Source organism: uncultured Henriciella sp. (assembly GCF_964005855.1).
Lineage (GTDB): Bacteria > Pseudomonadota > Alphaproteobacteria > Caulobacterales > Hyphomonadaceae > Henriciella.
Window position 1 is genome coordinate 475352 of the sequence record NZ_CAXFSW010000002.1, and the last position, 20919, is coordinate 496270.

A 20919-nucleotide genomic window follows, 5' to 3' on the forward strand; every position below is an offset into this window, starting at 1 on the left:
ATGCGTCGTATTCTGGATGCTGTCCGCCGGTTCCGGTCTGAGGACAAGGGTGTCTCGGCGATTGAGTTCGCGCTGATCGCGCCGGTGATGGTCCTTATCTATTTCGCCTGTATCGAGCTTTCCTTCATGATGATTCTCGACCGCAAGGTGACGAGTTCTGCCTCTTCGCTCGGGGATCTGGTCGCGCGTTCGGCGACGATAAGCGATGCGGAGATGGATGATGTCTTCGAAGCGACGCGGATGATCTTCCAGCCCAATCCGATCTCCGGAGCGCGCATGCGTGTGTCGAGCCTCTACGATGATGACGGCACAACGAAGGTCGCCTGGAGCGAAGGGCGGAACATGACGCCTTACACCGAAGATGAAGTCATGGTCGTGCCAGAGGGCATCGTTCCGGAAAACGGATCGGTGATCTTTGCCGAGGTGGAATATGACTACAATTCCAGGCTCGGCTATTTCTTCTCCACGACGAAGACGCTTTCCGACGAGTTCTATCTTCGCCCGCGCCGTACCGACCGCGTCGGCCGTGAGACGAGCTAGCTGTCCTTGTCGACGGCAGGGTGATGCGGCGAGTGCACGGTCGTCAGCACCATGAGGCCGAGCACGAAGAGCAGGCCGATCGCACTCATGCCAACACGCTGGTCGCCTGACCATTTGGTGAAAAGTTCCACCAGAAGCGGGCCGAGCCAGACGGTCACCGTGCCCGCAATGGCATAGAGGCCGAAGAACTCACCCACCCGGTCGCTGGGGGCGAGGTGGACCAGCATGGAGCGGCTGGAGGAGATGCTGGCCGTGGCGGTGACCGCAATGAAGACGGCCGTGCTGAGATACACGACATCCGACAGTGTATTGAAGATCGGCCCGTCCCAGATCTCGAAACCGGGGACGAGGCCGTAGAGGATGGCATTCGGTGTGATCGAAAGCTGGAAGGCCAGGGTCGCGATCATGCCGGTAATTTCGATCATCAGCGCGCGCTTCGGCCCGACCAGCCCGTCGAGCCACCCGCCAACGATCCCGCCGCCAAATGCAAAGAAAGAGGCAAGGATCGCATAGGCTGAGAGCTCGACCACATTCCATTCCAGATAAAGGCCGATAAATACGCCGCCGAGCGCCAGCAGGGCCTGCATCCCGTCGGCATAGAGCATGCGGGCGCCGAGATATTTCAGGATTTCCTTGTTGTCGGACGCGTTGCGCATGGTCCTGAAGAGGCCGGCCGCGCCATTTTTCGCGGCCGCCATCCAGTTGGCACCGCGCGTGCCGCCATCGTCGGAATAGAGAAAGAAGGGGATGGAGAAGACGACAAGCCACACCGCGCAGAGCGGGCCGACCAGACGCTGATGTTCGCCATTGGCAACATTGATCCCGAAAAGCGGGGCCTCAAACGGCCAGCCGACCAGAGCCGGCATGGCAAAGGCGAGCACGATGAAAAGCATCAGGATGGCGCCGGCAAGATTGCCCAGAGCGAGGCCAAGCCCGGAAATAGCTGGCAGGGAACTCGCCCGCCCATTCACATTCAGCATCGAATTGTGCGTCACCTCTGAATAGGTGTAACCGAGCGCGGCGATCACGAGGGCGCTCATCCCCATCCAGATCGGCATGCCGCTGCCGTCGGGCTTGATCCACCAGAGCGAGAAGGACATCGCCGCGACCAGGGCGAGGAAGACGACAAGGAGCGGCTTGCGCCGCCCGCCGCGGTCAAGCGCTGCACCAAGGAAGGGGGCGGTGAAGGCGGCGATAAAGCCCGCATATTTCACCAGAGACGAGATCGTGGCCTGGCCTTCGGCATTGGCTGCGGCCCGCTGGGCTGCCCCGTCCAGACCATCGACAGCGCCGCTGGCGATCAGATTGGCCCCGATGATTCCCGCAAAATAGGGCGCAAACAGATAGATGATCACCAGGATGTAATAGGGGTTGCGGGCCCATTCGAAGATTGCCCATGCAAAGCCGCGCCGGTCGAGGGCGCCCCCGAGGTCGATCCGAGGTTCGGCTACCAGTGTTTCAGCTGGCGGCGGCGTTGCTTGACTTGTCATTTCGGCTCCTCCCGATGGCATCTTTTATGATGCTCTCGGGCCAGCCTCTGCCAAAAATCCGGATTTGAAAAGCGGTGCTTGTCGCTGCCGTCGCGGCAGCGGGGCTCAGACGAGCAGCTTTTTGCGGATCGTCTCGCGCTTGGCCGCATCGACGCCGAGCGTTGTGGCAAGATAGGTGTCGAGATCGCCGGATTCGTCCTTGATGGCGGCGATCGCGGCTTCAAGAAATTCCCGGTCGACGCCGACAAATGGCTGGTAGACGGCATCGTCGAAATTCTTCGACAGCATGTCGTTGAAATAGGCGGCCGCTTCGGGGAGCCGGTCTTCGACACTGGCCGCTGTATTGGTCAGCTCATAGTCGATGAAGATGTCGTCCATCGACACGCCGAGGGCGTGATGTGTCAGCGCGCAGAGAATGCCGGTCCGGTCCTTGCCGGCTGCGCAGTTGACGAGCGCCGCCTTGTCGGCATCGAGCCCCGCGAGGCGATCGAACCAGGCGGTGTAGGTCTCCACCAAAGCGGGGCGATAGGGGGCGTTGATATAATAGTCCCGCATCCAGCCGCGCGAACTGTCGGCATCGATGGCGACCTGGCGCAGGAAATTCACATGCGGGGCATCGGTTTCGCGGCCAAGATCGGAATAGAGCTGGTGCACGCCCTTTACCGGCCATTTGTCGCCATGGCGCTCGCGCTCATCCGGGCGGCGAAGGTCGGCCTGGAGCGTGATGTTGAACAGGTCGATGGCGGCAAGGTCATTGTCGGACGCCTCGCCGAAATGACCCGAGCGGTAGAGCTTGCCGGACCTGATCCGCGCGCCATCAACGCCTTCATAGCCGCCAAAGTCGCGGAAGTTTCGAACGCCCTCAAGCGGTTTGACCCGGTTATCCATATTACCTGCCCTCTGCGTGCGGTTTCCTCAGGTCTCAGCTAGGCTGATCGGCCCATGGCGTCCACCCGCACCCTAGCGGAAAGGCGGCTCGTCAAAGGCGCGCAGCTTGCGAGAATGCAGGGCCGCCCCGCCGTCGCGGGCAAGCCGCTCCAGCGTCTCGATGCCGATCCGGATATGTTCGCCAATGGCCCGCTCATAGAAGCGGTTGGCCGCGCCCGGGAGTTTGATTTCCCCATGCAACGGCTTGTCGGAGACGCAGAGCAGCACGCCATAAGGCACCCGCAGGCGGTAGCCATTGGCCGCGATGGTGGCGCTTTCCATGTCGATGGCGATCGCGCGCGACTGGTTGAACCGCTGCGCGGTCTCTGTGAAGCGAAGCTCCCAGTTGCGGTCATCGGTCGTGACGACCGTGCCGGTGCGAAGACGTTTCTTCAGCCTGTCGCCCTGCTCGCCTGTGACATCCGCGGCGGCCTGCTGCAGAGCCACCTGAACTTCGGCGATAGGCGGTACCGGAATGTCTGGCGACAGCACGCCGTCCAGCACATGATCATCGCGCAGATAGGCATGGGCGAGGACATAGTCGCCGATCTGCTGGGAATGGCGAAGGCCGCCGCAATGGCCGACCATCAGCCAGCACTCAGGCCGCAGCACAGCCAGGTGATCGGTGATCGTCTTCGCATTGGACGGACCGACGCCGATATTGACCAGCGTAATGCCGGTGCGGTCTTCAGCCATCAGGTGATAGGCCGGCATCTGGAAACGGCGCCAGGGGGCTGCATCGATGGCCGATTTCGCGTCCGGCGTATTCCCATCGATCTTCAACCCGCCGGCGACGGAGAGCCCGGTATAGCGTGAGTTCTCGTCGCCAAGCTGTTCCAGCGCCCAGTCACAGAAGGCGTCCACATAGCGATGGTAATTGGTGAACAGGACATAGCGCTGCATGTCTTCGACCGGCGTGCCGGAATAGTGCTGCAGGCGCTTCAGGGAAAAGTCCGTGCGCGGCCCGTCGAACAGGGCCAGCGGGCGTGTGTCGCCCGGCGAATAGAGCTGGCCGTCCGCGACCTCGTCCCCAATCGAGCTGAGGGCGGGAGACGGGAACCAGCGGGCAAGCTCGGCCGGGCTCACCTCATCGAGGCCGCCGGATTCCGCCTTGTCCCAGACATAGGCATAGGGGATTTCAGAGCCAGAGGGGCGAACCTCGACCTCGACCGGATAGTCCCGCATCAGGGGCGTGAGCTGTTCGATGAGGTATGGCCTGAAATAGTCGGGCCGCGTGATGGTCGCGATATAGGTGCCCGCTTCAGACATCTTGCCGAAGGCCCGGGAGATAGGCGGCGGCGGACCTTCAGGGTCGTAGCGAAGGATCAGCGCCGGATAACAGAAGGCTCGCGAGGTGCGAAGCTCCCCGGAGGGGGGCGTCCCATCCTTCAGATAGGCATCAAGGCAGTTGGTGAGGGTCTCGACAGCGTCTGCATAGAGCTTTTCTAGCGCGTCGACGACCTGTTCTGGTGTATCGAGTTTTGACATGCCCTCCGTTGCCGCAAAGTGCCGCCGAGGTCAATTGCGGTCGAAGGCAATGGTGTAGAGGACCGGATCGCCCTGCCGGTCCCCCGGCGGTGTCATGGGGACCAGCCAGTTGGGAATGTCACCGCGCTCCAGCGCGGCGGCGAAACTGTCAGGGGCCCGCTCGGCATAGGTTTCCAGCTCATTCAGTCCCGGACAGTAGAGAAGGTGGGTCGCGCCCGTGCGGGCCATCTTCTCGCGCGCAACATCGACGGGGCCGGTATAGATGTTGAGGGCCCGCCCCAGCGCTTCTGGATTGCGATGATAAGGTGCTGCGGTCGCATAATGGCGGGTGTGATAGATCAGCGGCGCGCCGAGATCGATGGGTGTAAAGACCACCATGCGCGGCGCCGCGCCAATCTGGGCGAAGGCGGCTGCTGATGTGCAGTCGGTTTTCGTTTCGCTGGACGCATCGTCGGCAGCGATCAGGCGGGGCAGGCGCCAGCCGACCGGAGATACGAGAAGGGCCGTCAGCACGAAGATGAGCGCCGCCTGCGAGCCCCGGCGTGTGTACCAGTGGCTGAAGGCAAGACCGGTTACGAGCCCGCCTGCGATCGCGGCGAAGCTATGCGAAAGCATGGCCGCACGCAGCTGCCAGAGAGAGAGGGCGAAACCGGCGAGACAGAAGCCGAGAAGAAAGATGCGGGGCAAGCGACCGCCCGTAGGTGCCTTCACGGCCGCATATACCGACGCGGCGACCCCGGCGCCGCCGAAGCCGAAATAGAAGATCGCCAGAGGCAGATTGTCGGCAAAGACAGTGGGCGCACTGCGGGCCTCGCCGACCCCTCTCAGCCAGCCAGAGCGTATCGTTTCGGCGATGCCGGAATATGGATCGCCAAGGCAGGACGGATTGATCGCAATGAATGAGACCAGCGCGGCAATACCGGCCACGGCCATGAGGATAAGCCGGTTCTGCCATTCCCGGGCATGCGGCATGACGGTCGATATGGCGAAGAGGCCGGCCCCCGCCACAAGAAGGGCGACGAAATGGGACTGGCCATAGGCATCGCAGACGGCCCGCACGCCGCCCGCACCGGGCGCGTCGAAAACATAGGTCAGTAGGGCGCCTACAACGAGCGTCGATCCGGCCACGCGGATCCGGTTCGTTTCTGTCTCGCCGCGCACGATCCAGGCCAGACCGAAAGCCCCCAGAAGCAATCCGGCAGCGGGCAGGTTCTCTATCGCCACACTCAGCATGAGCGGAATACAGAGACCCGCGATGATCGCGGACCGGGACGATCTTTCCGGTGACAGAAGCGCGGCAAAGCCGGTGAGGGTCAGCGCGAGTCCAAGCCCGTGATGATCGATGCGGCCGGGTATGACGTTGAAGACGGCGAATGAAATGCAGAAGAAAAACAGCCCGGCCATCTGGCCTGCAAGATTGGCCCCGAGACGACGCAGGCAGAGAGCAACCGCGCCAAGGGTCCAGGCGAGCTGGCCGAGCGGCCAGAGGGTCGCGGCGACCCCTTCGGCCATGCGCGTACCGATCAGCGGCTGAAGCAGGAAGACAATGCCGGCGATGAAAAGATCCGGCAGGCGTGACCAGTGCATGGCGCCGCCTTCGGGGGTGAGGAGGCGGCGCTGGCTGACATCGTACCAGCCGCGCTCGCCTGTCATCAGGTCGCGGACCTGCTGCATGCGCATCATGTCGTCATTGCCGCGCAGGTCTCCGCCAAGCGCGGGACCAGCCTGAAGGGCAAATATGAGCACGGCGAGCGCCCCAAGCAGCACAAGCGGCCAGAGCGGTGTCTCACGCGAAGGTCGGGAAGGTTGCATTACGTCTCGTCTGAAGCCTTGGCTGGCGTAACCAGCTGTTCACCACGTCCTGATATGCGTTGATTGTGGTTACAGAAAGGTGACGCAATGAAGCGCGCGGCTGTCGAAACGATCAATTCCGGGCCGCTTGCGCAGGCTTCTGAAGCGCGCATCGCCGTGACACTGCCCTGCTACAATGAAGCCTCGACCATCGCCCGCGTGATCGCCGACTTTCGCGCCGCGTTGCCAGGCGCCGATATCTATGTGTTCGACAACAACTCGACCGACGGCACAGCGCAGATTGCGAGGGACGCAGGCGCCATTGTCCGCACGGAAATCCGGCAGGGGAAGGGGCATGTCGTGCGCCGCATCTTCGCCGATGTCGAGGCCGATATCTATGTGATGGCCGATGGCGACGGCACCTATGACGCATCGTTTTCACCCGTCCTGATCGAGCTTCTGAAAAAGAATAATGTCGACATGGTGGTCGGTACGCGCGCCAATGTTACCAAGGATGCCGGGCGCGGCGGGCACGCGTTCGGCAACCAGATCTTCAACCGGCTTTTCAACACAATGTTCGGGCGCCAGTTTACCGATATCTTCTCTGGCTACCGCGTTTTTTCCCGCCGTTTCGTGAAATCCTTCCCGGCTGTATCCGGTGGATTCGAGATCGAGACGGAGATGTCCGTCCATTCCTGCCAGATCGGCATTCCGACGCTGGAGCGGGCAACCTCTTATGGGGTGCGGCATGAGGATTCAGCCTCCAAGCTGCGCACCTTCCGGGATGGCCTGCGTATCCTCGGCATGTTCATGGTGCTCGCCAAGGAAACCCGGCCGGCGGCCTTTTTCGGCGCGATCGGGCTTGGCCTCACGCTGGTCGCGCTTGGCCTCTCCGCGCCCCTCTTTTCCACCTATCTGGAAACGGGACTGGTGCCGCGTTTCCCGACCGCCATCCTGTCGATGGGACTTGTGATCATCGCGACCGTGTCTGCGGTGTGCGGGCTCATCCTGGACAGTCTGGCGCGCGCCCGGGTGGAGGCGAAACGGTCGGTCTTCCTGAGTTATCCCGCGCCGGACTGGACGGCGTGACCCACCAGGGTCTGATTGCAAAATTCCTGCGCTTCGCCGCTGTCGGTGGCGTGGGCTTTCTGGTGGATGCCGGGACGCTGCTTCTACTGATCTCCGCTGGCACCGGGCCTTTTGTTGCGCGTATCGTTTCCATCGCGCTGGCCATGCTCGTCACCTGGCGTCTCAACCGGGCTTTCACCTTCGGGGCCAGCACAGGCAGTCAGACGTCCGAAGGGGCGCGTTATGTTCTGGTCGCGCTTGGTGTGGCGGGGCTCAACTATCTGATCTATGCGGCCATCCTGCTTCTCGTGCCGGCGTGCCCGCCCGTCCTTGCGACCGGGATTGCCTCGGTACTTTCCATGCTGGTTTCCTATGCCGGCTATGGGCGGTTTGCCTTCCGCAGGGCCTAGAAACCTGTCGCAAGCACCAGAAATGCGATCCCGTAAACCTGCAGGATAACAAGGATTAATCCCCCGATCAGGGCGAGGAGGAAGTGCCCCCACCGGTCGCCATGGCTGAAGCCAAGCAGTCCGGCGCCGAGCGTGCCGAGCAGGGTGGAAAGTGTCAGCGGATCAAGGCGTCCGAGGCCGATTATAGAGTCGAGACCATAGACGATGAGCGGGGCGCAGATGAGGATTGCGCCGGTCAGCAAAAGCGGAACACGTAGGACAGGGGGCATGGGCTGTTGGGGAAACTCCGCCTTTTTTCCCGCCCTTAATCAGCCTGCCGGCCCTGACGGGTCAATAGCCTGGACGTGCGCCGGGCCAGACTTTCCGCTGGGTCCTGACCGATATGACTGCCTTCCGAGAAGACGATGAGCAGGGCTTCGGCTGTGCGTGCATCGACGCCCTGCCGGGCGAAACCGCAGAGGGTGGCGATGGCGGAGACGAGGAGGGCGCTGGCGTATCTTCCTATTCTGTCCCGCATCTGGCCGCCCTCTGCTAATCCGGCGAGAGGGGTGCAAACACGGTGCCGGGACGGTGCATGGACGGTGTCTGGGCGGTGTTTCTGCGGTGTTTATTTTTCGGCCGGCGCGGAGAGGTTCTGGAAGTTCGGGCGCGCATGATCGTGAAGATGGTGATGGTTGTTATGTATCGGGGCCACGAGGAGAAGCGTGGCAGTCAAGACCCCCGCGCCAAGGGCGCCAAGACCGGGCACGGGCCTCAGTTCACGCAGCGGCGCCATCAGCGGACCGGTCGCGACAAAGACAAGCAGGCCGGCAGACATTGCAAATAGCGCACCGAGTATATCCGGGTCGAGCAGATAGAGGATGGGCGCAGATGCAAGCGCCCCCGCTGGGGTTGTGGCGGCGGCGGCGAGGAAGGCAAGCCAGAAGGCCTTTGTGTTGCTGAGGCCGCCGCGCTTGAGGATGGCAAAGGCGATGACGCCTTCGGGAAACTCATGAAGGATGAGGCTCATCGACGCGTAGACGCCTGAGGTGAAACTGGTGGCGAAGGTCACCGAATAGATCACACCGTCGAGGAAGGAGTGAAAGGCGATGGCGAAGATGGGGGTGACGGCCGCCGTTGCAGGCAGCCGTGCCCGCCCCGCCGCTGTGAGCAGGCCGACACCATTGTGCAGAAGCAGGCCGCCGAAGAAGCCGGTCGCGAGCCAGAGCCCTGCCCGGCCGGAAAGGTGAAACGCTTCTGGAATGATGTGCACGAAGGCGAGCGTTGAAAGCATGCCGGCGGCGGCGAGGCCCAGAATGGTGGCGTTACGCTCACTCCATGAGGCGCGCTGGGCGACAATCACCAAGCCGGCCGTTGTGACCAGCGCGGCGATCAGGCCGAAGAAAAGCGGCGCCTGGAGGAATGACCACATGATATTAGATCTTCCTGAGAAAACTGGCCCATTCCGGGCGCGGGGCCTTGCAAAAAAGGCGGGACTGCTGTTTGAGATGTAATATTATCTCATTTTGAAGAGACGTGCCATTACACCGGCTGGAGCGCGCAGAAAAGGGACTCCCATGAAATATCGCAGTGAAAGCATCCTCCTTCTCGCCTGCGCGGCCCTTGCTTCTGCCTGCGGCGGACCGGACGGAGACAATAGCGAAGCCCCATCGCCAGAGGCGGCTGAACAGGATGCGGCCGGGCCGGCATCGAATGACATGCCGGATACAGCGCCGGCAGAGACCGGTGAAGCCAGTGGCGACCATGAGGAGGCGGACGACGATCATGCGCATGAGGCTGCTGAAGGTGGCCGGCTGGAGAGCCATGAGCACGGTCATGCCATGCTGGCTGTGACCCTGCAGGACAGCATGCTGAGTGTGTCGTTCGAGGCGCCATTGTCTTCGCTCGGCGCGCCGGAGGATCCGCAAAATGCCGAGGATGAAGCCAGGATCGAAGCTATGCTTGAAGACTTCAGGAATGATGAGACCATCATCAGCCTGCAGGGCGATGCGGGCTGTGAAATCGTTTCCACGTCTACGGGCACGCGGCTGGTCTCCGGCCATGGAGAAATGCAGCTGGACTATGATTTCGATTGCGAGAATGCCGGCGGGCTCGAAGGGGTCCGGTTTGGCGGCTTCGATCAGTATCCGGCGCTCCTGAGTATTGAAGCGGTATTTGTTTCCGACACCCAGCAGATGGCTACCGAGCTCAGCGCTGCTTCCCCCGAACTCAAAATCCAGTAGGGTCCGGTCTTGTCCAGCATGCCCGTTATAGACATTCGCGATCTGCGCTTTGCCTGGGACGACGGCCCGGCGCTGCTCGATATTGCCGAGTACAGCGTCCTGCCCGGCGAACGCGTCTTCCTGCGCGGGCCGAGCGGGTCCGGCAAGTCGACCCTTCTGGGCCTGATTGCGGGCGTGCTCGAACCGCAAGCCGGGAAGGTCGAGGTGCTGGGGCATGACATGACGCAGCTGAGCGGGCCAAAGCGTGATGCCCTGCGGGCCGACAGGCTGGGCGTCATCTTCCAGATGTTCAACCTCGTGCCTTATCTGTCGCTGGTCCAGAATGTGACGCTGCCATGCCGTTTTTCTTCCGCGCGGCGCAAGGCGGCGGGCGGCGGCGATGGCATGACGCGCGAGGCAGAGCGGCTCCTGTCGCGTCTGGGTCTCAGCGATCCGAAGATGCTGGAGAGGCCCGTGACCGAGCTTTCGGTCGGCCAGCAGCAGCGCGTTGCGGTGGCGCGGGCGCTGATCGGCGGCCCGGATATCGTGATCGCGGATGAGCCGACCTCAGCCCTCGATGCGGAAGCCCGCGACCGGTTTATCGAGCTTCTGAATGAAGAGGCGGCCCGGTCCGGCTCTGCCCTTCTCTTCGTCAGCCATGATGGCTCGCTGGCAGGACATTTCGACAGAAGCGTCGACCTGAAAGAGATCAACCGTGCGAAAGGAGGCGTCTGATGGGCTTGTCCATTCTGGGTCTCGCCTGGCGCAGCCTGATGAACCGGCGCGGCTCTGCGCTTCTGACCATACTGGCGGTCGCCCTGTCGGTGTCGCTCTTTCTGGGGGTCGACAAGGTTCGCAATGGCGCGCGCGCCGGTTTTGAGAACACGATTTCCGGCACGGACCTGATCGTCGGGGCGCCGACGGGCCAGATCAATCTGCTCCTTTATTCTGTTTTCAGGCTGGGCAGCGCCACGGCGGAGATAAGCTGGGACACCTATCAGTCGATAGCGGACCGCGACGATGTTGCCTGGACAGTGCCGATTTCCCTTGGTGACAGCCATCGCGGATTTCGTGTGGTCGGCACGAACGACTCCTATTTCGAACACTATCGCCATGGCGACGGCACGAAGCTCCGCCTGGCCGAGGGCAAGCTGTTCACGGATATCTATGAGGCCGTCCTTGGCGCCGATGTCGCAAGGGAGCTTGGCTATGAGGTGGGCAGTGAGGTTGTCCTGACACATGGACTGGGCGCGGGCGGCCTGACCGACCATGAGAACCGCCCTTTCGTCGTCAGCGGAATTCTGGCCCCGACGGGTACGCCGGTGGATCGCTCCATCCACGTCTCTCTGGAGGGCATAACCGCGATCCATGTCGGCTGGGAAAGCGGCACACGCAGCCCCTTTGCCGACACGATCAGCGAGGAAATGATCCGCGGGTTCGATCTGACGCCGAAATCTGTGACGGCCGTCTTTGTGGGGCTGGAGCGGCGCGGCACATTGCTGCGCACGCAGCGCGCCCTGAACACGCAATCAGGTGAGCCCCTGCTGGCGATTATTCCGGGCATGGCGCTGGGCGAGTTGTGGCAGGTGACGGGCATTGTGGAGCGCGCGCTCATCGCCGTGTCAGTCTTTGTGATCGCGGTCGGGCTGGTCTCCGTCCTCACCAGTATCCTGACCAGCCTGAATGAGCGCCGTCGCGAAATGGCGATCCTGCGCGCGACCGGGGCGCGGCCGGGACATATCTTTTTCCTCATGGTGGCAGAAGCGGCGCTGCTCGGCCTGCTCGGCGCTGTCGCCGGGGTGCTGCTGGTTCAAATCGGGCTGCTTGTTGCCGGTCCGTTACTGTCCTCAGCCTATGGGATCGGTATTGGCGGGCTTGGCCTCTCGGCCATTGATGGCTGGACGGTTCTGGCTGTTTTTGCCGCCGCCACGCTCATTGGCACAATACCGGCGGTAATGGCGCTGCGCCGTTCACTGGCCGATGGTCTTACGGTGAAGCTCTAGTCAGTCAGGAGGCAAAGCGCCCTTTCGTGAAGTTGCTTGTGGCAGCGCGATGCATGGGGCGCTATTTTAGGCGTATGAAACAAATCCATCCTTTCCTTTCAGCTGTCAGTATTCTGGTCCTTGCGGCCTGCACTGGCGAAACGAGTGACGCAGCCCAGCCGCAGCCTGAAACGCCTGCGGCGGAAGAGCCAGCCACACAGACCAAATCCGAGGAGCCGCAGGTTGGCGACCGGGTGCCCGAGCCTGAGGACAATTCAATTGCCCAGCAGGCAGCACGTGACGAGGAGCTTGCCGCGCGCGGCGTCACCGAGATTGGCTGGGAAGAGCTGATGCCGGAGGGCGAGGAAGAGCGCATTGCCGAGATGTATCAGGCGCAGATGGCACGGCTCTATTCCGGCGGCGGGATCGCCGAAGGCTCTGCGGCCGACCAGGCCATCCAGATCGGCACGTTCAATGTCGTCGAGGATATGGACGGCATGAAAGTACGCCTGCCGGGCTATACGGTGCCGTTCGACTATGGCTCTGAGGCCCAGATTTCGGAATTCCTGCTGGTGCCCTATTATGGCGCCTGCCTGCACGCGCCGCCACCGCCGCCGAACCAGACGGTGTTTGTCAAAACAGAAGACAAGATCAAGCTGCGGGACCTGTCGCAGGCGGTCTGGATCGAGGGCACGCTGCGCACGGCGCGCCAGGACACGGACCTTGCCGATGCGGCCTATACGATCGAGATGACCGGCTGGGAAATCTACGAGTACTAGGCGGCGCTTCGGCCAGCAGAAACGAGAAAGGGCGGCCCGTCTGTAGCCGCCCTTTTTATTTGTCCGAGAGATGGACCCGCGATCAGCCTTGCTGTTTGGCGAGCAGGTTGCGGATCTCTTCCAGCAGGATTTCCTGACGTGGCGGCGGAGGCACTTCGGCCGGAGCCTCTTCCTGTTTGCGCTTCATGCTGTTGATGCCCTTCACGAGGAAGAAGAGCGCCAGCGCCATGATGAGGAAGGAGATGACATTGTTGATGAAGAGGCCATAGGCGATGACCGGGGCGCCGGCTTCATTGGCTGCCTCCAGCGATTCATAGGTGTTGCCGTCCAGCGGGTAGATAAGGTCGGCAAAGTCCACACCGCCGAGGACAAGGCCGAGGGGCGGCATTACGATGTCATTCACAAGCGATTTGACGATGGTTGAGAATGCGCCACCGAGAATGAAACCCACGGCCAGATCGACCAGGTTCCCCCGCATGGCGAATTCCTTGAATTCCTTGAACATTGACGGCTCCTTCCAGACTTTGCCGCGCAGGCGTTTTGCGTAGGGGGATATTCCCGCCTTCGATCCACGCGTCAACTTTTTGTAATCGGGAAGGTTCCCCCGCGAGGGTGTCTACCGAGCCTCGGGGTCGTCGCCGCCATTGACCCGGGCGCGCAACTCCTTGCCTGGACGGAAGAAGGGGACACGCTTGGCCCTGACCTCGACCTTTTCGCCAGTGCGCGGGTTCCGGCCCACGCGAGGCTTGCGCTCGCGGACCGAGAAGGCCCCGAAGCCGCGAAGCTCAACCCGATTACCCTCAGCGAGTGCCTCGGCGATCTCATCAAGGATCACCGCGACAATCTTCTCAAGATCATCGTGTTTGAGATGCGAATATTCTTCTGCCAGACGGGCAATCAGTTCTGACCTGAGCATGGCTTTGTTTGTAAATGAAATTTGGGGCGGAAGCCAGTGGCTCCGCCCCAAACAATGTCAGGTTTCTTCCGATTTCGCCGGAATTACCAATATTTAAGCTTCGAATAAGCCCTATTTCTCGTCTTCTTCGGACTCGTCCGGGGTCTCGGTGACCTTGTTGGAGGTCTCCTTGTCGTCGCCGGAAGCGAGTGCGGCCCCAAGAATGTCGCCGAGCGAGGCACCGCTGTCTGCGGAGCCGTACTGCTTGACGGCTTCCTGCTCCTCGGAGATTTCGAGCGCCTTGATCGAGACGGAGACGCGGCGCGAAGCCTTGTCCATCTGGGTGACCTTGGCGTCGATCTTGTCGCCGACAGAGAAACGCTCGGGGCGCTGCTCGGAGCGGTCGCGCGAGAGATCCGAACGGCGGATGAAGGCCGTCATGGCCGGATCGCCGAACTGAACCTCGATACCGCCCGAGGTGACTTCGGAGACCGTACAGGTCACCGTGTCGCCGCGGCGCACGTCGAGATCGGACATCGGGTCGCCAGAGAGCTGCTTGATGCCGAGGGAGATACGCTCTTTCTCGGTATCGACGTCCAGCACCTTGGCGCGGACATGATCGCCCTTGTTGAAGTTGGCGATGGCCTGTTCACCCGGCACATCCCAGGAGATGTCGTTGATGTGAACCATGCCGTCGAGCTCTGGGCCGAGACCGATGAAGAGACCGAATTCCGTGATGCCACGAACTTCGCCTTCGACTTCGGTGCCCGGAGGATGCTCGCCGAGGAAAGCCGACCACGGATTGTCCTGGGTCTGCTTGAGGCCAAGCGAGATGCGGCGCTTTTCGGCGTCGACATCGAGAACCTCGACCATGACTTCCTGAGAGGTCGACACGATCTTGCCCGGATGGACGTTCTTCTTGGTCCAGCTCATCTCGGAAACGTGGATGAGGCCTTCGACGCCATCTTCCAGCTCAACGAACGCACCATAGTCGGTGATGTTCGTGACGGTGCCCGGCAGGCGGGTGCCGACGAGATACTTGCTGTCGATGCCTTCCCACGGATCGGCTTCGAGCTGTTTCATGCCGAGCGAGATACGCTGGGTCTCTTCGTTCACCTTGATGATCTGGACCTTCACCGTGTCGCCGACATTGACGACCTGGCTCGGGTGGTTGATGCGCTTCCAGCTCATGTCGGTGACGTGCAGAAGGCCGTCGATGCCGCCGAGATCGACGAATGCACCGTAATCGGTGATGTTCTTCACGACGCCTTCGCGGACATCGCCTTCATTCATCGCTTCGACGATTTCAGCGCGCTGTTCTGCACGGCTCTCTTCGAGGATCGCACGGCGCGAGACAACGATGTTGCCACGGGCACGGTCGAGCTTGAGGATCGCGAAGGGCTGAACTTCGCCCATGAGCGGGCCAACGTCGCGGACCGGACGGATATCGACCTGGGAGCCGGGAAGGAAGGCGTTGACGCCGCCGAGATCGACGGTGAAACCGCCCTTCACGCGGCCAGAGATCGCGCCTTTGACAGGCTCGTCCTTGTTGTAGCTGTCTTCGAGCTTGATCCAGCTCTCTTCGCGGCGTGCCTTGTCGCGCGAGAGAACGGCTTCGCCCATCAGGTTCTCGATACGCTCGAGGAAGACCTCGACGATATCGCCTGGCTTTGGCTGCTCGTCTTCGAGCATGAATTCCTTCATGGCGACACGGCCTTCGACCTTCAGGCCGACGTCGAGGATGAGCTGGTCATTGTTCACGGCAACGACCGTTGCAGGGACCACGCGGCCTTCCTGCAGGGTAGAAGCAGCCGTCGAGTCTTCGAACATTGCTGCGAAGTCGTCGGTGCTCGGGTTCATGGTTTCAGTTGACATAATTACTCCAGAACTGACCCGTACGGGTTTAAGACGCGCAAGCGGGATTGCTGGCGTGAGCGCAAGGTCAGGATTGATCAGGACAGGGCCGAGGCGGGTTTTTGGATTTGACGCCCTGAAGCGCCAGAACCTGCTACTCTGAACGGGCCAGCATCTCTTCGACGGCGGCCCGTGCCTTATCCACAGCCGCGTCTATAGTCAGATCAGTCGTATCGATCAAGATCGCGTCTGCGGCGGCCTTCATGGGGGCGTCCTTCCGGCTGCGGTCGCGGGTGTCGCGCTCATGCAGCTGGCGGGTGAGTTCCTCCAGCGTGATGGGGTCGCCGGCTGCCTGCAGTTCCTTGTGACGGCGCGCGGCGCGCACCTCCACATCGGCATCGACCCAGAGCTTTGCATGCGCCTCCGGGCAGACGACGGTTCCGATGTCGCGCCCGTCGAGGACAGCGCCGGCGGGCTGGTGGGCAAAGCGGCGCTGCAGGTCGAGCAGGGCGGCGCGCACCTTGGGCAGGGCGGCGACCTGCGAGGCGGCGGCGCCGGCTGCAGCGGTGCGCAGCTCGCTTTCCACAAAACGCTCAGGCTCCAGACCGGCGGCAAGATCGGCGAGCGCGGCTTCGTCGGCGAGGTCGATGCCGGCCTGAAGGGCCGCCACACCCGTCGCGCGATAGAGCCGGCCCGTGTCCATATGCGGCAGGCCGTAATGGGCCGCCAGCCATTTGGCGATTGTGCCCTTGCCGGAGGCGAGCGTTCCGTCGATTGCGATAATCATGGCGCGCAGAGATGCTGCATGGCACCCAAAGCGTCAACCAGCCTTGCCAAGGTGGGCACACGCCTGCCATTGAGGCGGCTGGTCTCAAGGCTGGTAAAGAGGAGGGCGGCATGGAGGATCTTTGCGCAGAGCGCCAATGGGTGTGCGAGGCGGTCCGGCGGCTGAACGCCGACTTCAACCGGTCTTCGGATACCCATCTCATCCGGGTCGACCTGCCAGGCTTTCCAGGCCAGGTCCTTTATCTGAAAGACGAGTCCATCCATCCGTCCGGCAGCCTGAAGCACCGGCTGGCGCGCTCACTCTATCTCTATGGCATCTGTAATGGCGCCATCGGGCCAGACACGGTGGTCGTGGAAAGCTCCTCCGGGTCGACGGCGGTTTCCGAAGCCTATTTCGCCAAGCTGCTCGGCCTGCGCTTCATTGCCGTGGTGCCGGAAGGGACCGCCCAGAAGAAGATCGACCAGATTGCCTTTTATGGCGGCGAGACCCGCGCCGTGCCCGCTTCGCAGATCTATGACGAGGCCGAACGGATCGCCCGTGAAACCGGCGGCCATTATATGGACCAGTTCACCTTTGCCGAACGGGCCACCGACTGGCGCGGCAACAATAATATCGCCGAGAGCCTGTTCGCGCAGCTGGCGCTGGAAGAGCATTCCATTCCCGACTGGGTGGTGATGAGCGCCGGGACGGGCGGGACATCGGCAACGATTGGCCGGTTCATCCGCTATCGCGGCGACCTTTCCGGCAAGACACAGCTTTGCGTCGCGGATCCGGAAAACTCTGTCTTTTATGACTATTACGTTTCAGGTGACCGTAGCCTCCGCCTTGATGCCCGCTCCCGGATCGAGGGGATCGGGCGGCCGCGTGTCGAGGCGTCCTTCCAGCCGCGCGTGATCGACCGGATGATGCAGGTGCCGGACGCCGCCTCCCTTGCCACGATGCAGTGGCTGGAAGGTGTTCTGGGGCGCAGGTGCGGTGCCTCGACGGGTACCAATGTCTGGGCCGCGCTGCATCTGATGGCGGAGATGCGGGAGGGCGGGCGCGAGGGAAGTGTTGCCACGCTCATCTGCGATGGGGGCGAGCGTTATCTCGACACCTATTACAATCCCGACTGGCTTGCTGCGCAGGGGCTGGACCTTGTACCCCACCGCGAACAGGTCGAGGCGCTTGCCGGCTAGGGCTGCCCCAGCGCGGCTTCGATTGCTTTGGCATTCGCGTCGTCAAAGGCGGCGAGTGTGATTTCCACGTCATGCGTTTCAGCAAAGTCCCGGCAGGTGTTGACGGCAATGCCGGCGGCTTCATTGGCCGGATAGGCATAGACGCCGGTGGAAATGGCCGGAAAGGCAATCGAGGAGAGGTCCCGGGCGACAAGCTCTTCCAGCGCGTGGCGATAGCAGGCTTTCAGAAGCTCCGCCTCGCCCTGATCGCCGCCCCGCCAGACGGGGCCGACCGTGTGGAAGATGAGCCGCGGCGCCAGACCGAACCCTTCGGTCACCCGCACCTCGCCTGTGGGGCAGGGCGCAAGCGGTTTGCACGCTTCCTTGAGCTGCGGGCCTGCGCCGCGATGGATGGCGCCATCGACGCCGCCCCCGCCCATGAGCGAGCTGTTTGCGGCGTTCACGATGGCATCGCAGTCGATATCGAGGATGTCGCCCCGGTAGAGGTCGATCCTTCCCTTCATGAGGGCCTCCCTTGATTTGCTGACAGCCTAACGCGGGCAGGCCGCGCGAGGTGCCAACAATTCTCTCTCCAGCCAGCTCAGCTTTCGCGGATATCCGCGCCGAGTTCACGCATATGATCCATGAAATCGGGATAGGAGGTGGCGATCATGGCGGCATTGTCGATGGAGACGGGCTTCTGGCTTGCCGTGCCCATGACGAGCGCGCTCATCGCGATACGGTGGTCGTGGCGGGTTTCGACCAGACCACCGCCGGGGGGCGGGCCATCGCAGCCCATAACGGTGAAGCCATCTTCGTGCTCCTCGACCTCGACGCCATTTACGCGCAGCATGGCGACAATGGCGCTGATCCGGTCGCTTTCCTTCACACGCAGCTCATCGGCGCCGGTGACGCGGGTTTCGCCCTTCGCGAAGGCGGCGACAACGGCGAGGATCGGGAATTCATCGATCATGGAAGCAACGAGCGTTTCAGGCACCTCGCAGCCCTTGAGCGGGCTTGTGGCGGCCTGGAGGTCGATCAGACGCTCTCCCGCGCCGTCACCGATCTCTTCGGCGCCGAGACCTGCGCCCATCCGCGCAATGGCCTGGAAGAAGCCGTCGCGGGTCTCATTGGACATGATGTTCTCCACCACAACACCGCCGGACCTGGAAATCACCGCGCCGGCGATCAGGAAAGCGGCCGAAGACGGATCACCCGGAATGATGGTTTCAACGGCATGGAGGGGCTGGCCGCCTTTGAGGGAAACGATGTTCTGCGTTCCGCTGCCAGCCCGGACTGTGACCTCAGCGCCAAAGCTGCGCAGCATCCGCTCTGTATGGTCGCGCGTCGCGCGCAGTTCGGTCACTTCGGTGGTGCCTTGCGCATTGAGGCCGGCGAGCAGGATGGCTGACTTCACCTGCGCGGAGGCCTGGCGCGGGGCATAGGAGAGGGCCTGCAGATCGCTGCGGCCCGTCAGGGTGAGCGGCAGGCGGTCGCGGCCATCGGGGCTGAATTTCGCGCCCATCTCCTTGAGCGGGTCCATGACACGCGCCATCGGCCGGGCAGAAAGGCTCTCATCGCCGATCATTTCTGCTGTCAGGCCGTAACCGGCCATCAGGCCCATCATCAGGCGCGATCCGGTGCCGGAATTGCCAAAGTCCAGAGGGCCCTCTGGCGAGCGCAGCCCGCTCTTGCCTGTTCCCTCAATGCGCCAGCGTCCGGGGCCTGTGCGCTCTATTTCCGCGCCGAGCGCCTGCATGGCCCGCGCCGTGTTCAGCACATCCTCGCCCTCAAGCAGGCCGGACACCTCCGAGACCCCTTCGGCCACACCGGCGAACATCAGGGATCGGTGCGAACAGGATTTGTCTCCGGGTGCACGGACTGCGCCCTGAAAACGATCTACGGGGAACGAAGTCCATGCCAATGATTTCTCCTTTGCAGATCGGCGCCAAAAGCGCTTTGACAGGGGCGGGGGTTTCTGGCAAGCGCCCCGGCAATCATTAAATCCAGCCCGGAGTTCATCATACATGGCTGATCCTGATCTTGGCACAAAGCAGATCTGTCCGAACTGCGAAGCGAAATTCTACGATCTCAACAAGCGCCCGGCCGTCTGCCCGAAATGCAAGACCGAATTCGATCCTGAAGACGATGAAGTGCGCACGACGAGCGCCAAGCTGAAGGCCAAGCGCGCCAAGAGTGCTGTCCCTGCCGATGAGGAAGAGGACGATCTCGAGGAAGAGACCAAGAAGAAGAAAAAGAAGAAAGCCTCTGCCCGCGACACAGATGACGATGACATCGATGATGAGGACGAGGAAGACGACTACGAGGAAGAAGAAGAGGACGACGAGGATGATGAATCCTCCCGCGAACTCGGCTCTGAAGCAGACGAAGTCGTCCTTGAAGGCAATGACGAGGATGAGGACGAGGAAGCCGCACCGGGCAAGGTGCCGACCGGCTTCTCCGAAGACGACCTCGGCGATGATGACGACGACGATGAGGACATCCCTCTCGACGATGACGAGGATGATGAGGACTTCGAGCTTGAAGGCGATATCGACCTTGATGACGATGATCTCGACCTCGATGAAGACGACGATGATGACGGCGAAGAGGATGATGAGTCCGACGACGCTGAAGAGGATGACAAGAAGTCCTGATAAATGGACTTGATCAGGAGCGCGTGAGCCTATAACTCACGCGTCTCCGACGGTTCGGGGCCTTAGCTCAGCTGGGAGAGCGCCTGCATGGCATGCAGGAGGTCAGCGGTTCGATCCCGCTAGGCTCCACCAACCAAATTCCTGGAAATTACGACACCATTCTGCCCGTTCCGGCATAAGCCGCGACGGGCACAGGGTGCGATACGGGAGTCACGCTCTCTTTTGCTTCAGCTCAGGTCAACGCGGTCATGACGGCCTTGCGATAGGCTTGGCGCTGTGAGAGCCGTTCATACCACGCCTCCAGCGCAGGCATGGCAGGACGCTCGATTGGCATGTTGAACCAGGCGTAGGCAATGCAGCCCAGCGGGATGTCCCCGATTCCCAGGGTTTCCCCCGACAACCAGGGTTGCCGGGCCAGGGCATCGTCGGCGACCTTCATCAACTCGGCGCATTGTTCCTGTCCACGCTGCATCGCTGCGCCGTCACGCGTTTCTGGCGTGCGACGAACCAGATTCCAGAACAGATCCCGGAACGGACCAGCGAATGACAGGGAGGCCCAATCCATCCATTTGTCGGCTGCAGCCCATCGGCCCGCATCGGCAGGGGCAAATTCATCGTCGCCATATTGACGGGCAAGGTATCGGACGATGGCATTGGATTCCCAAAGCACAAGCGACCCGTCCTGAAGGCAGGGAATGAGACCATTCGGGTTGAGCGCAAGAAACTCCGGCGTGGAGACAAGGCCGAAATGACCACCTGCGGGGACATGCTCATATTGAAGCCCAAGCTCTTCGGCGCACCACCGCACCTTGCGGACATTGGTTGAATTGTCCCGGCCCCAGATCTTCATGGCTTATCCTCTTCCTGACGCCTGTGCTGGTATCGCGAGGGGC

23 protein-coding genes and 1 tRNA gene are annotated in these 20919 nt (G+C 62.1%); 10 read left to right on the forward strand and 14 right to left on the reverse strand.

Features of this window, described 5'->3' with window-relative positions:
* Window positions 1-540: a TadE/TadG family type IV pilus assembly protein gene (locus ABNU55_RS05465; protein ID WP_290750470.1), complete on the forward strand. Its 540-nt coding sequence runs from the start codon at window positions 1-3 to the stop codon at window positions 538-540.
* Here ABNU55_RS05465 and ABNU55_RS05470 read toward each other — a convergent pair.
* From ABNU55_RS05470 to ABNU55_RS05485, 4 genes are all read right to left on the reverse strand, one after another.
* On the reverse strand, window positions 537-2030 hold the full coding sequence (locus ABNU55_RS05470; protein WP_290750472.1) for an MFS transporter: 1494 nt from the start codon (window positions 2028-2030) through the stop codon (window positions 537-539). The genes ABNU55_RS05465 and ABNU55_RS05470 overlap by 4 nt on opposite strands.
* 105 nt (window positions 2031-2135) lie before the next feature.
* The gene (locus ABNU55_RS05475; RefSeq protein ID WP_290750474.1) at window positions 2136-2918 is read right to left on the reverse strand and encodes a tyrosine-protein phosphatase; all 783 of its coding nucleotides are present in this window, start codon (window positions 2916-2918) and stop codon (window positions 2136-2138) included.
* A gap of 72 nt (window positions 2919-2990) precedes the next feature.
* Entirely contained in the window at window positions 2991-4445 is a 1455-nt protein-coding gene (locus ABNU55_RS05480; RefSeq protein WP_290750477.1) for an AMP nucleosidase, read from the reverse strand.
* A 30-nt stretch (window positions 4446-4475) separates the two neighbouring features.
* The gene (locus tag ABNU55_RS05485) at window positions 4476-6257 is read right to left on the reverse strand and encodes a hypothetical protein (RefSeq protein WP_290750479.1); all 1782 of its coding nucleotides are present in this window, start codon (window positions 6255-6257) and stop codon (window positions 4476-4478) included.
* Between the two features lie 87 nt (window positions 6258-6344).
* Here ABNU55_RS05485 and ABNU55_RS05490 point away from each other — a divergent pair, with 87 nt between their 5' ends.
* Entirely contained in the window at window positions 6345-7325 is a 981-nt protein-coding gene (locus ABNU55_RS05490; protein ID WP_290750482.1) for a glycosyltransferase, read from the forward strand.
* A 14-nt stretch (window positions 7326-7339) separates the two neighbouring features.
* A complete protein-coding gene (locus ABNU55_RS05495) occupies window positions 7340-7714 on the forward strand; it encodes a GtrA family protein (protein ID WP_348764265.1) in 375 nt (124 codons plus the stop codon).
* On the opposite strand, the gene ABNU55_RS05500 is transcribed toward ABNU55_RS05495, so the two are convergent.
* The 3 genes from ABNU55_RS05500 to ABNU55_RS05510 form a co-directional block, all read right to left on the reverse strand.
* Window positions 7711-7983 carry a hypothetical protein gene (locus tag ABNU55_RS05500; RefSeq protein ID WP_290750487.1) on the reverse strand — a complete coding sequence of 91 codons (273 nt, stop codon included), beginning with the start codon at window positions 7981-7983 and terminating at the stop codon, window positions 7711-7713. The genes ABNU55_RS05495 and ABNU55_RS05500 overlap by 4 nt on opposite strands.
* A 35-nt stretch (window positions 7984-8018) precedes the next feature.
* Window positions 8019-8231 carry a hypothetical protein gene (locus tag ABNU55_RS05505; RefSeq protein WP_290750490.1) on the reverse strand — a complete coding sequence of 71 codons (213 nt, stop codon included), beginning with the start codon at window positions 8229-8231 and terminating at the stop codon, window positions 8019-8021.
* 90 nt (window positions 8232-8321) lie between these two features.
* Entirely contained in the window at window positions 8322-9125 is an 804-nt protein-coding gene (locus tag ABNU55_RS05510) for a ZIP family metal transporter (protein WP_290750493.1), read from the reverse strand.
* Between the two features lie 145 nt (window positions 9126-9270).
* On the opposite strand from ABNU55_RS05510, the gene ABNU55_RS05515 reads away from it, so the two are divergent.
* From ABNU55_RS05515 to ABNU55_RS05530, 4 genes are all read left to right on the forward strand, one after another.
* The gene (locus tag ABNU55_RS05515; RefSeq protein ID WP_290750495.1) at window positions 9271-9936 is read left to right on the forward strand and encodes a DUF2796 domain-containing protein; all 666 of its coding nucleotides are present in this window, start codon (window positions 9271-9273) and stop codon (window positions 9934-9936) included.
* Window positions 9937-9954: 18 nt separating this feature from the next.
* Window positions 9955-10650, forward strand: a complete 696-nt coding sequence (locus ABNU55_RS05520; protein WP_290750517.1) for an ABC transporter ATP-binding protein — start codon at window positions 9955-9957, stop codon at window positions 10648-10650.
* A complete protein-coding gene (locus ABNU55_RS05525; protein WP_290750497.1) occupies window positions 10650-11918 on the forward strand; it encodes an FtsX-like permease family protein in 1269 nt (422 codons plus the stop codon). Before ABNU55_RS05520 ends, ABNU55_RS05525 begins: the two co-directional genes overlap by 1 nt.
* Before the next feature lie 74 nt (window positions 11919-11992).
* Window positions 11993-12676 (forward strand): DUF3299 domain-containing protein, encoded by a 684-nt coding sequence (locus ABNU55_RS05530; RefSeq protein WP_290750499.1) that lies wholly within the window; start codon window positions 11993-11995, stop codon window positions 12674-12676.
* Window positions 12677-12758: 82 nt separating this feature from the next.
* Here the strand turns inward: ABNU55_RS05530 and mscL are convergent, their stop codons facing one another.
* The 4 genes from mscL to cmk all read right to left on the reverse strand — a co-directional run bounded on the left by mscL (window position 12759) and on the right by cmk (window position 16212).
* The gene (gene mscL, locus ABNU55_RS05535) at window positions 12759-13181 is read right to left on the reverse strand and encodes a large conductance mechanosensitive channel protein MscL (RefSeq protein ID WP_290750502.1); all 423 of its coding nucleotides are present in this window, start codon (window positions 13179-13181) and stop codon (window positions 12759-12761) included.
* Between the two features lie 111 nt (window positions 13182-13292).
* Entirely contained in the window at window positions 13293-13592 is a 300-nt protein-coding gene (locus ABNU55_RS05540; protein ID WP_290750504.1) for an integration host factor subunit beta, read from the reverse strand.
* A 111-nt stretch (window positions 13593-13703) separates the two neighbouring features.
* Window positions 13704-15446 (reverse strand): 30S ribosomal protein S1, encoded by a 1743-nt coding sequence (rpsA, locus tag ABNU55_RS05545; RefSeq protein ID WP_290750507.1) that lies wholly within the window; start codon window positions 15444-15446, stop codon window positions 13704-13706.
* 133 nt (window positions 15447-15579) lie between these two features.
* A complete protein-coding gene (gene cmk, locus ABNU55_RS05550) occupies window positions 15580-16212 on the reverse strand; it encodes a (d)CMP kinase (RefSeq protein WP_348764251.1) in 633 nt (210 codons plus the stop codon).
* A gap of 110 nt (window positions 16213-16322) precedes the next feature.
* Between cmk and ABNU55_RS05555 the strand changes: the two genes are divergently transcribed.
* Window positions 16323-17390, forward strand: coding sequence for a PLP-dependent cysteine synthase family protein (locus tag ABNU55_RS05555; protein ID WP_348764252.1), 1068 nt, complete (start codon window positions 16323-16325; stop codon window positions 17388-17390).
* On the opposite strand, the gene ABNU55_RS05560 is transcribed toward ABNU55_RS05555, so the two are convergent.
* Together ABNU55_RS05560 and aroA are read right to left on the reverse strand one after the other, a co-directional pair.
* Complete coding sequence (locus tag ABNU55_RS05560; protein WP_348764253.1) at window positions 17387-17893, reverse strand: macro domain-containing protein; 507 nt, start codon at window positions 17891-17893, stop codon at window positions 17387-17389. The two genes, ABNU55_RS05555 and ABNU55_RS05560, sit on opposite strands and share 4 nt — an antisense overlap.
* 77 nt (window positions 17894-17970) lie before the next feature.
* Window positions 17971-19293 carry a 3-phosphoshikimate 1-carboxyvinyltransferase gene (gene aroA / locus ABNU55_RS05565; RefSeq protein WP_348764254.1) on the reverse strand — a complete coding sequence of 441 codons (1323 nt, stop codon included), beginning with the start codon at window positions 19291-19293 and terminating at the stop codon, window positions 17971-17973.
* 103 nt (window positions 19294-19396) lie between these two features.
* Between aroA and ABNU55_RS05570 the strand changes: the two genes are divergently transcribed.
* Window positions 19397-20026 carry a TIGR02300 family protein gene (locus ABNU55_RS05570; RefSeq protein WP_290749652.1) on the forward strand — a complete coding sequence of 210 codons (630 nt, stop codon included), beginning with the start codon at window positions 19397-19399 and terminating at the stop codon, window positions 20024-20026.
* 56 nt (window positions 20027-20082) lie between these two features.
* Window positions 20083-20158: transfer RNA gene (locus ABNU55_RS05575), tRNA-Ala, on the forward strand.
* 100 nt (window positions 20159-20258) lie between these two features.
* Here the strand turns inward: ABNU55_RS05575 and ABNU55_RS05580 are convergent.
* Window positions 20259-20876 (reverse strand): glutathione S-transferase, encoded by a 618-nt coding sequence (locus ABNU55_RS05580; RefSeq protein WP_290749655.1) that lies wholly within the window; start codon window positions 20874-20876, stop codon window positions 20259-20261.
* Window positions 20877-20919: the final 43 nt, after the last annotated feature.

Excerpts from the sequence above, each read along its gene's own strand:
- ABNU55_RS05465 (WP_290750470.1), top strand. The coding sequence starts at position 1 with ATGCGTCGTATTCTGGATGCTGTCCGCCGGTTCCGGTCTGAGGACAAG.
- ABNU55_RS05470 (WP_290750472.1), bottom strand. The coding sequence starts at position 2,030 with ATGACAAGTCAAGCAACGCCGCCGCCAGCTGAAACACTGGTAGCCGAA.
- ABNU55_RS05475 (WP_290750474.1), bottom strand. The coding sequence starts at position 2,918 with ATGGATAACCGGGTCAAACCGCTTGAGGGCGTTCGAAACTTCCGCGAC.
- ABNU55_RS05480 (WP_290750477.1), bottom strand. The coding sequence starts at position 4,445 with ATGTCAAAACTCGATACACCAGAACAGGTCGTCGACGCGCTAGAAAAG.
- ABNU55_RS05485 (WP_290750479.1), bottom strand. The coding sequence starts at position 6,257 with ATGCAACCTTCCCGACCTTCGCGTGAGACACCGCTCTGGCCGCTTGTG.
- ABNU55_RS05490 (WP_290750482.1), top strand. The coding sequence starts at position 6,345 with ATGAAGCGCGCGGCTGTCGAAACGATCAATTCCGGGCCGCTTGCGCAG.
- ABNU55_RS05500 (WP_290750487.1), bottom strand. The coding sequence starts at position 7,983 with ATGCCCCCTGTCCTACGTGTTCCGCTTTTGCTGACCGGCGCAATCCTC.
- ABNU55_RS05505 (WP_290750490.1), bottom strand. The coding sequence starts at position 8,231 with ATGCGGGACAGAATAGGAAGATACGCCAGCGCCCTCCTCGTCTCCGCC.
- ABNU55_RS05510 (WP_290750493.1), bottom strand. The coding sequence starts at position 9,125 with ATGTGGTCATTCCTCCAGGCGCCGCTTTTCTTCGGCCTGATCGCCGCG.
- ABNU55_RS05515 (WP_290750495.1), top strand. The coding sequence starts at position 9,271 with ATGAAATATCGCAGTGAAAGCATCCTCCTTCTCGCCTGCGCGGCCCTT.
- ABNU55_RS05520 (WP_290750517.1), top strand. The coding sequence starts at position 9,955 with ATGCCCGTTATAGACATTCGCGATCTGCGCTTTGCCTGGGACGACGGC.
- ABNU55_RS05525 (WP_290750497.1), top strand. The coding sequence starts at position 10,650 with ATGGGCTTGTCCATTCTGGGTCTCGCCTGGCGCAGCCTGATGAACCGG.
- ABNU55_RS05530 (WP_290750499.1), top strand. The coding sequence starts at position 11,993 with ATGAAACAAATCCATCCTTTCCTTTCAGCTGTCAGTATTCTGGTCCTT.
- mscL (WP_290750502.1), bottom strand. The coding sequence starts at position 13,181 with ATGTTCAAGGAATTCAAGGAATTCGCCATGCGGGGGAACCTGGTCGAT.
- ABNU55_RS05540 (WP_290750504.1), bottom strand. The coding sequence starts at position 13,592 with ATGCTCAGGTCAGAACTGATTGCCCGTCTGGCAGAAGAATATTCGCAT.
- rpsA (WP_290750507.1), bottom strand. The coding sequence starts at position 15,446 with ATGTCAACTGAAACCATGAACCCGAGCACCGACGACTTCGCAGCAATG.
- cmk (WP_348764251.1), bottom strand. The coding sequence starts at position 16,212 with ATGATTATCGCAATCGACGGAACGCTCGCCTCCGGCAAGGGCACAATC.
- ABNU55_RS05555 (WP_348764252.1), top strand. The coding sequence starts at position 16,323 with ATGGAGGATCTTTGCGCAGAGCGCCAATGGGTGTGCGAGGCGGTCCGG.
- ABNU55_RS05560 (WP_348764253.1), bottom strand. The coding sequence starts at position 17,893 with ATGAAGGGAAGGATCGACCTCTACCGGGGCGACATCCTCGATATCGAC.
- ABNU55_RS05570 (WP_290749652.1), top strand. The coding sequence starts at position 19,397 with ATGGCTGATCCTGATCTTGGCACAAAGCAGATCTGTCCGAACTGCGAA.
- ABNU55_RS05580 (WP_290749655.1), bottom strand. The coding sequence starts at position 20,876 with ATGAAGATCTGGGGCCGGGACAATTCAACCAATGTCCGCAAGGTGCGG.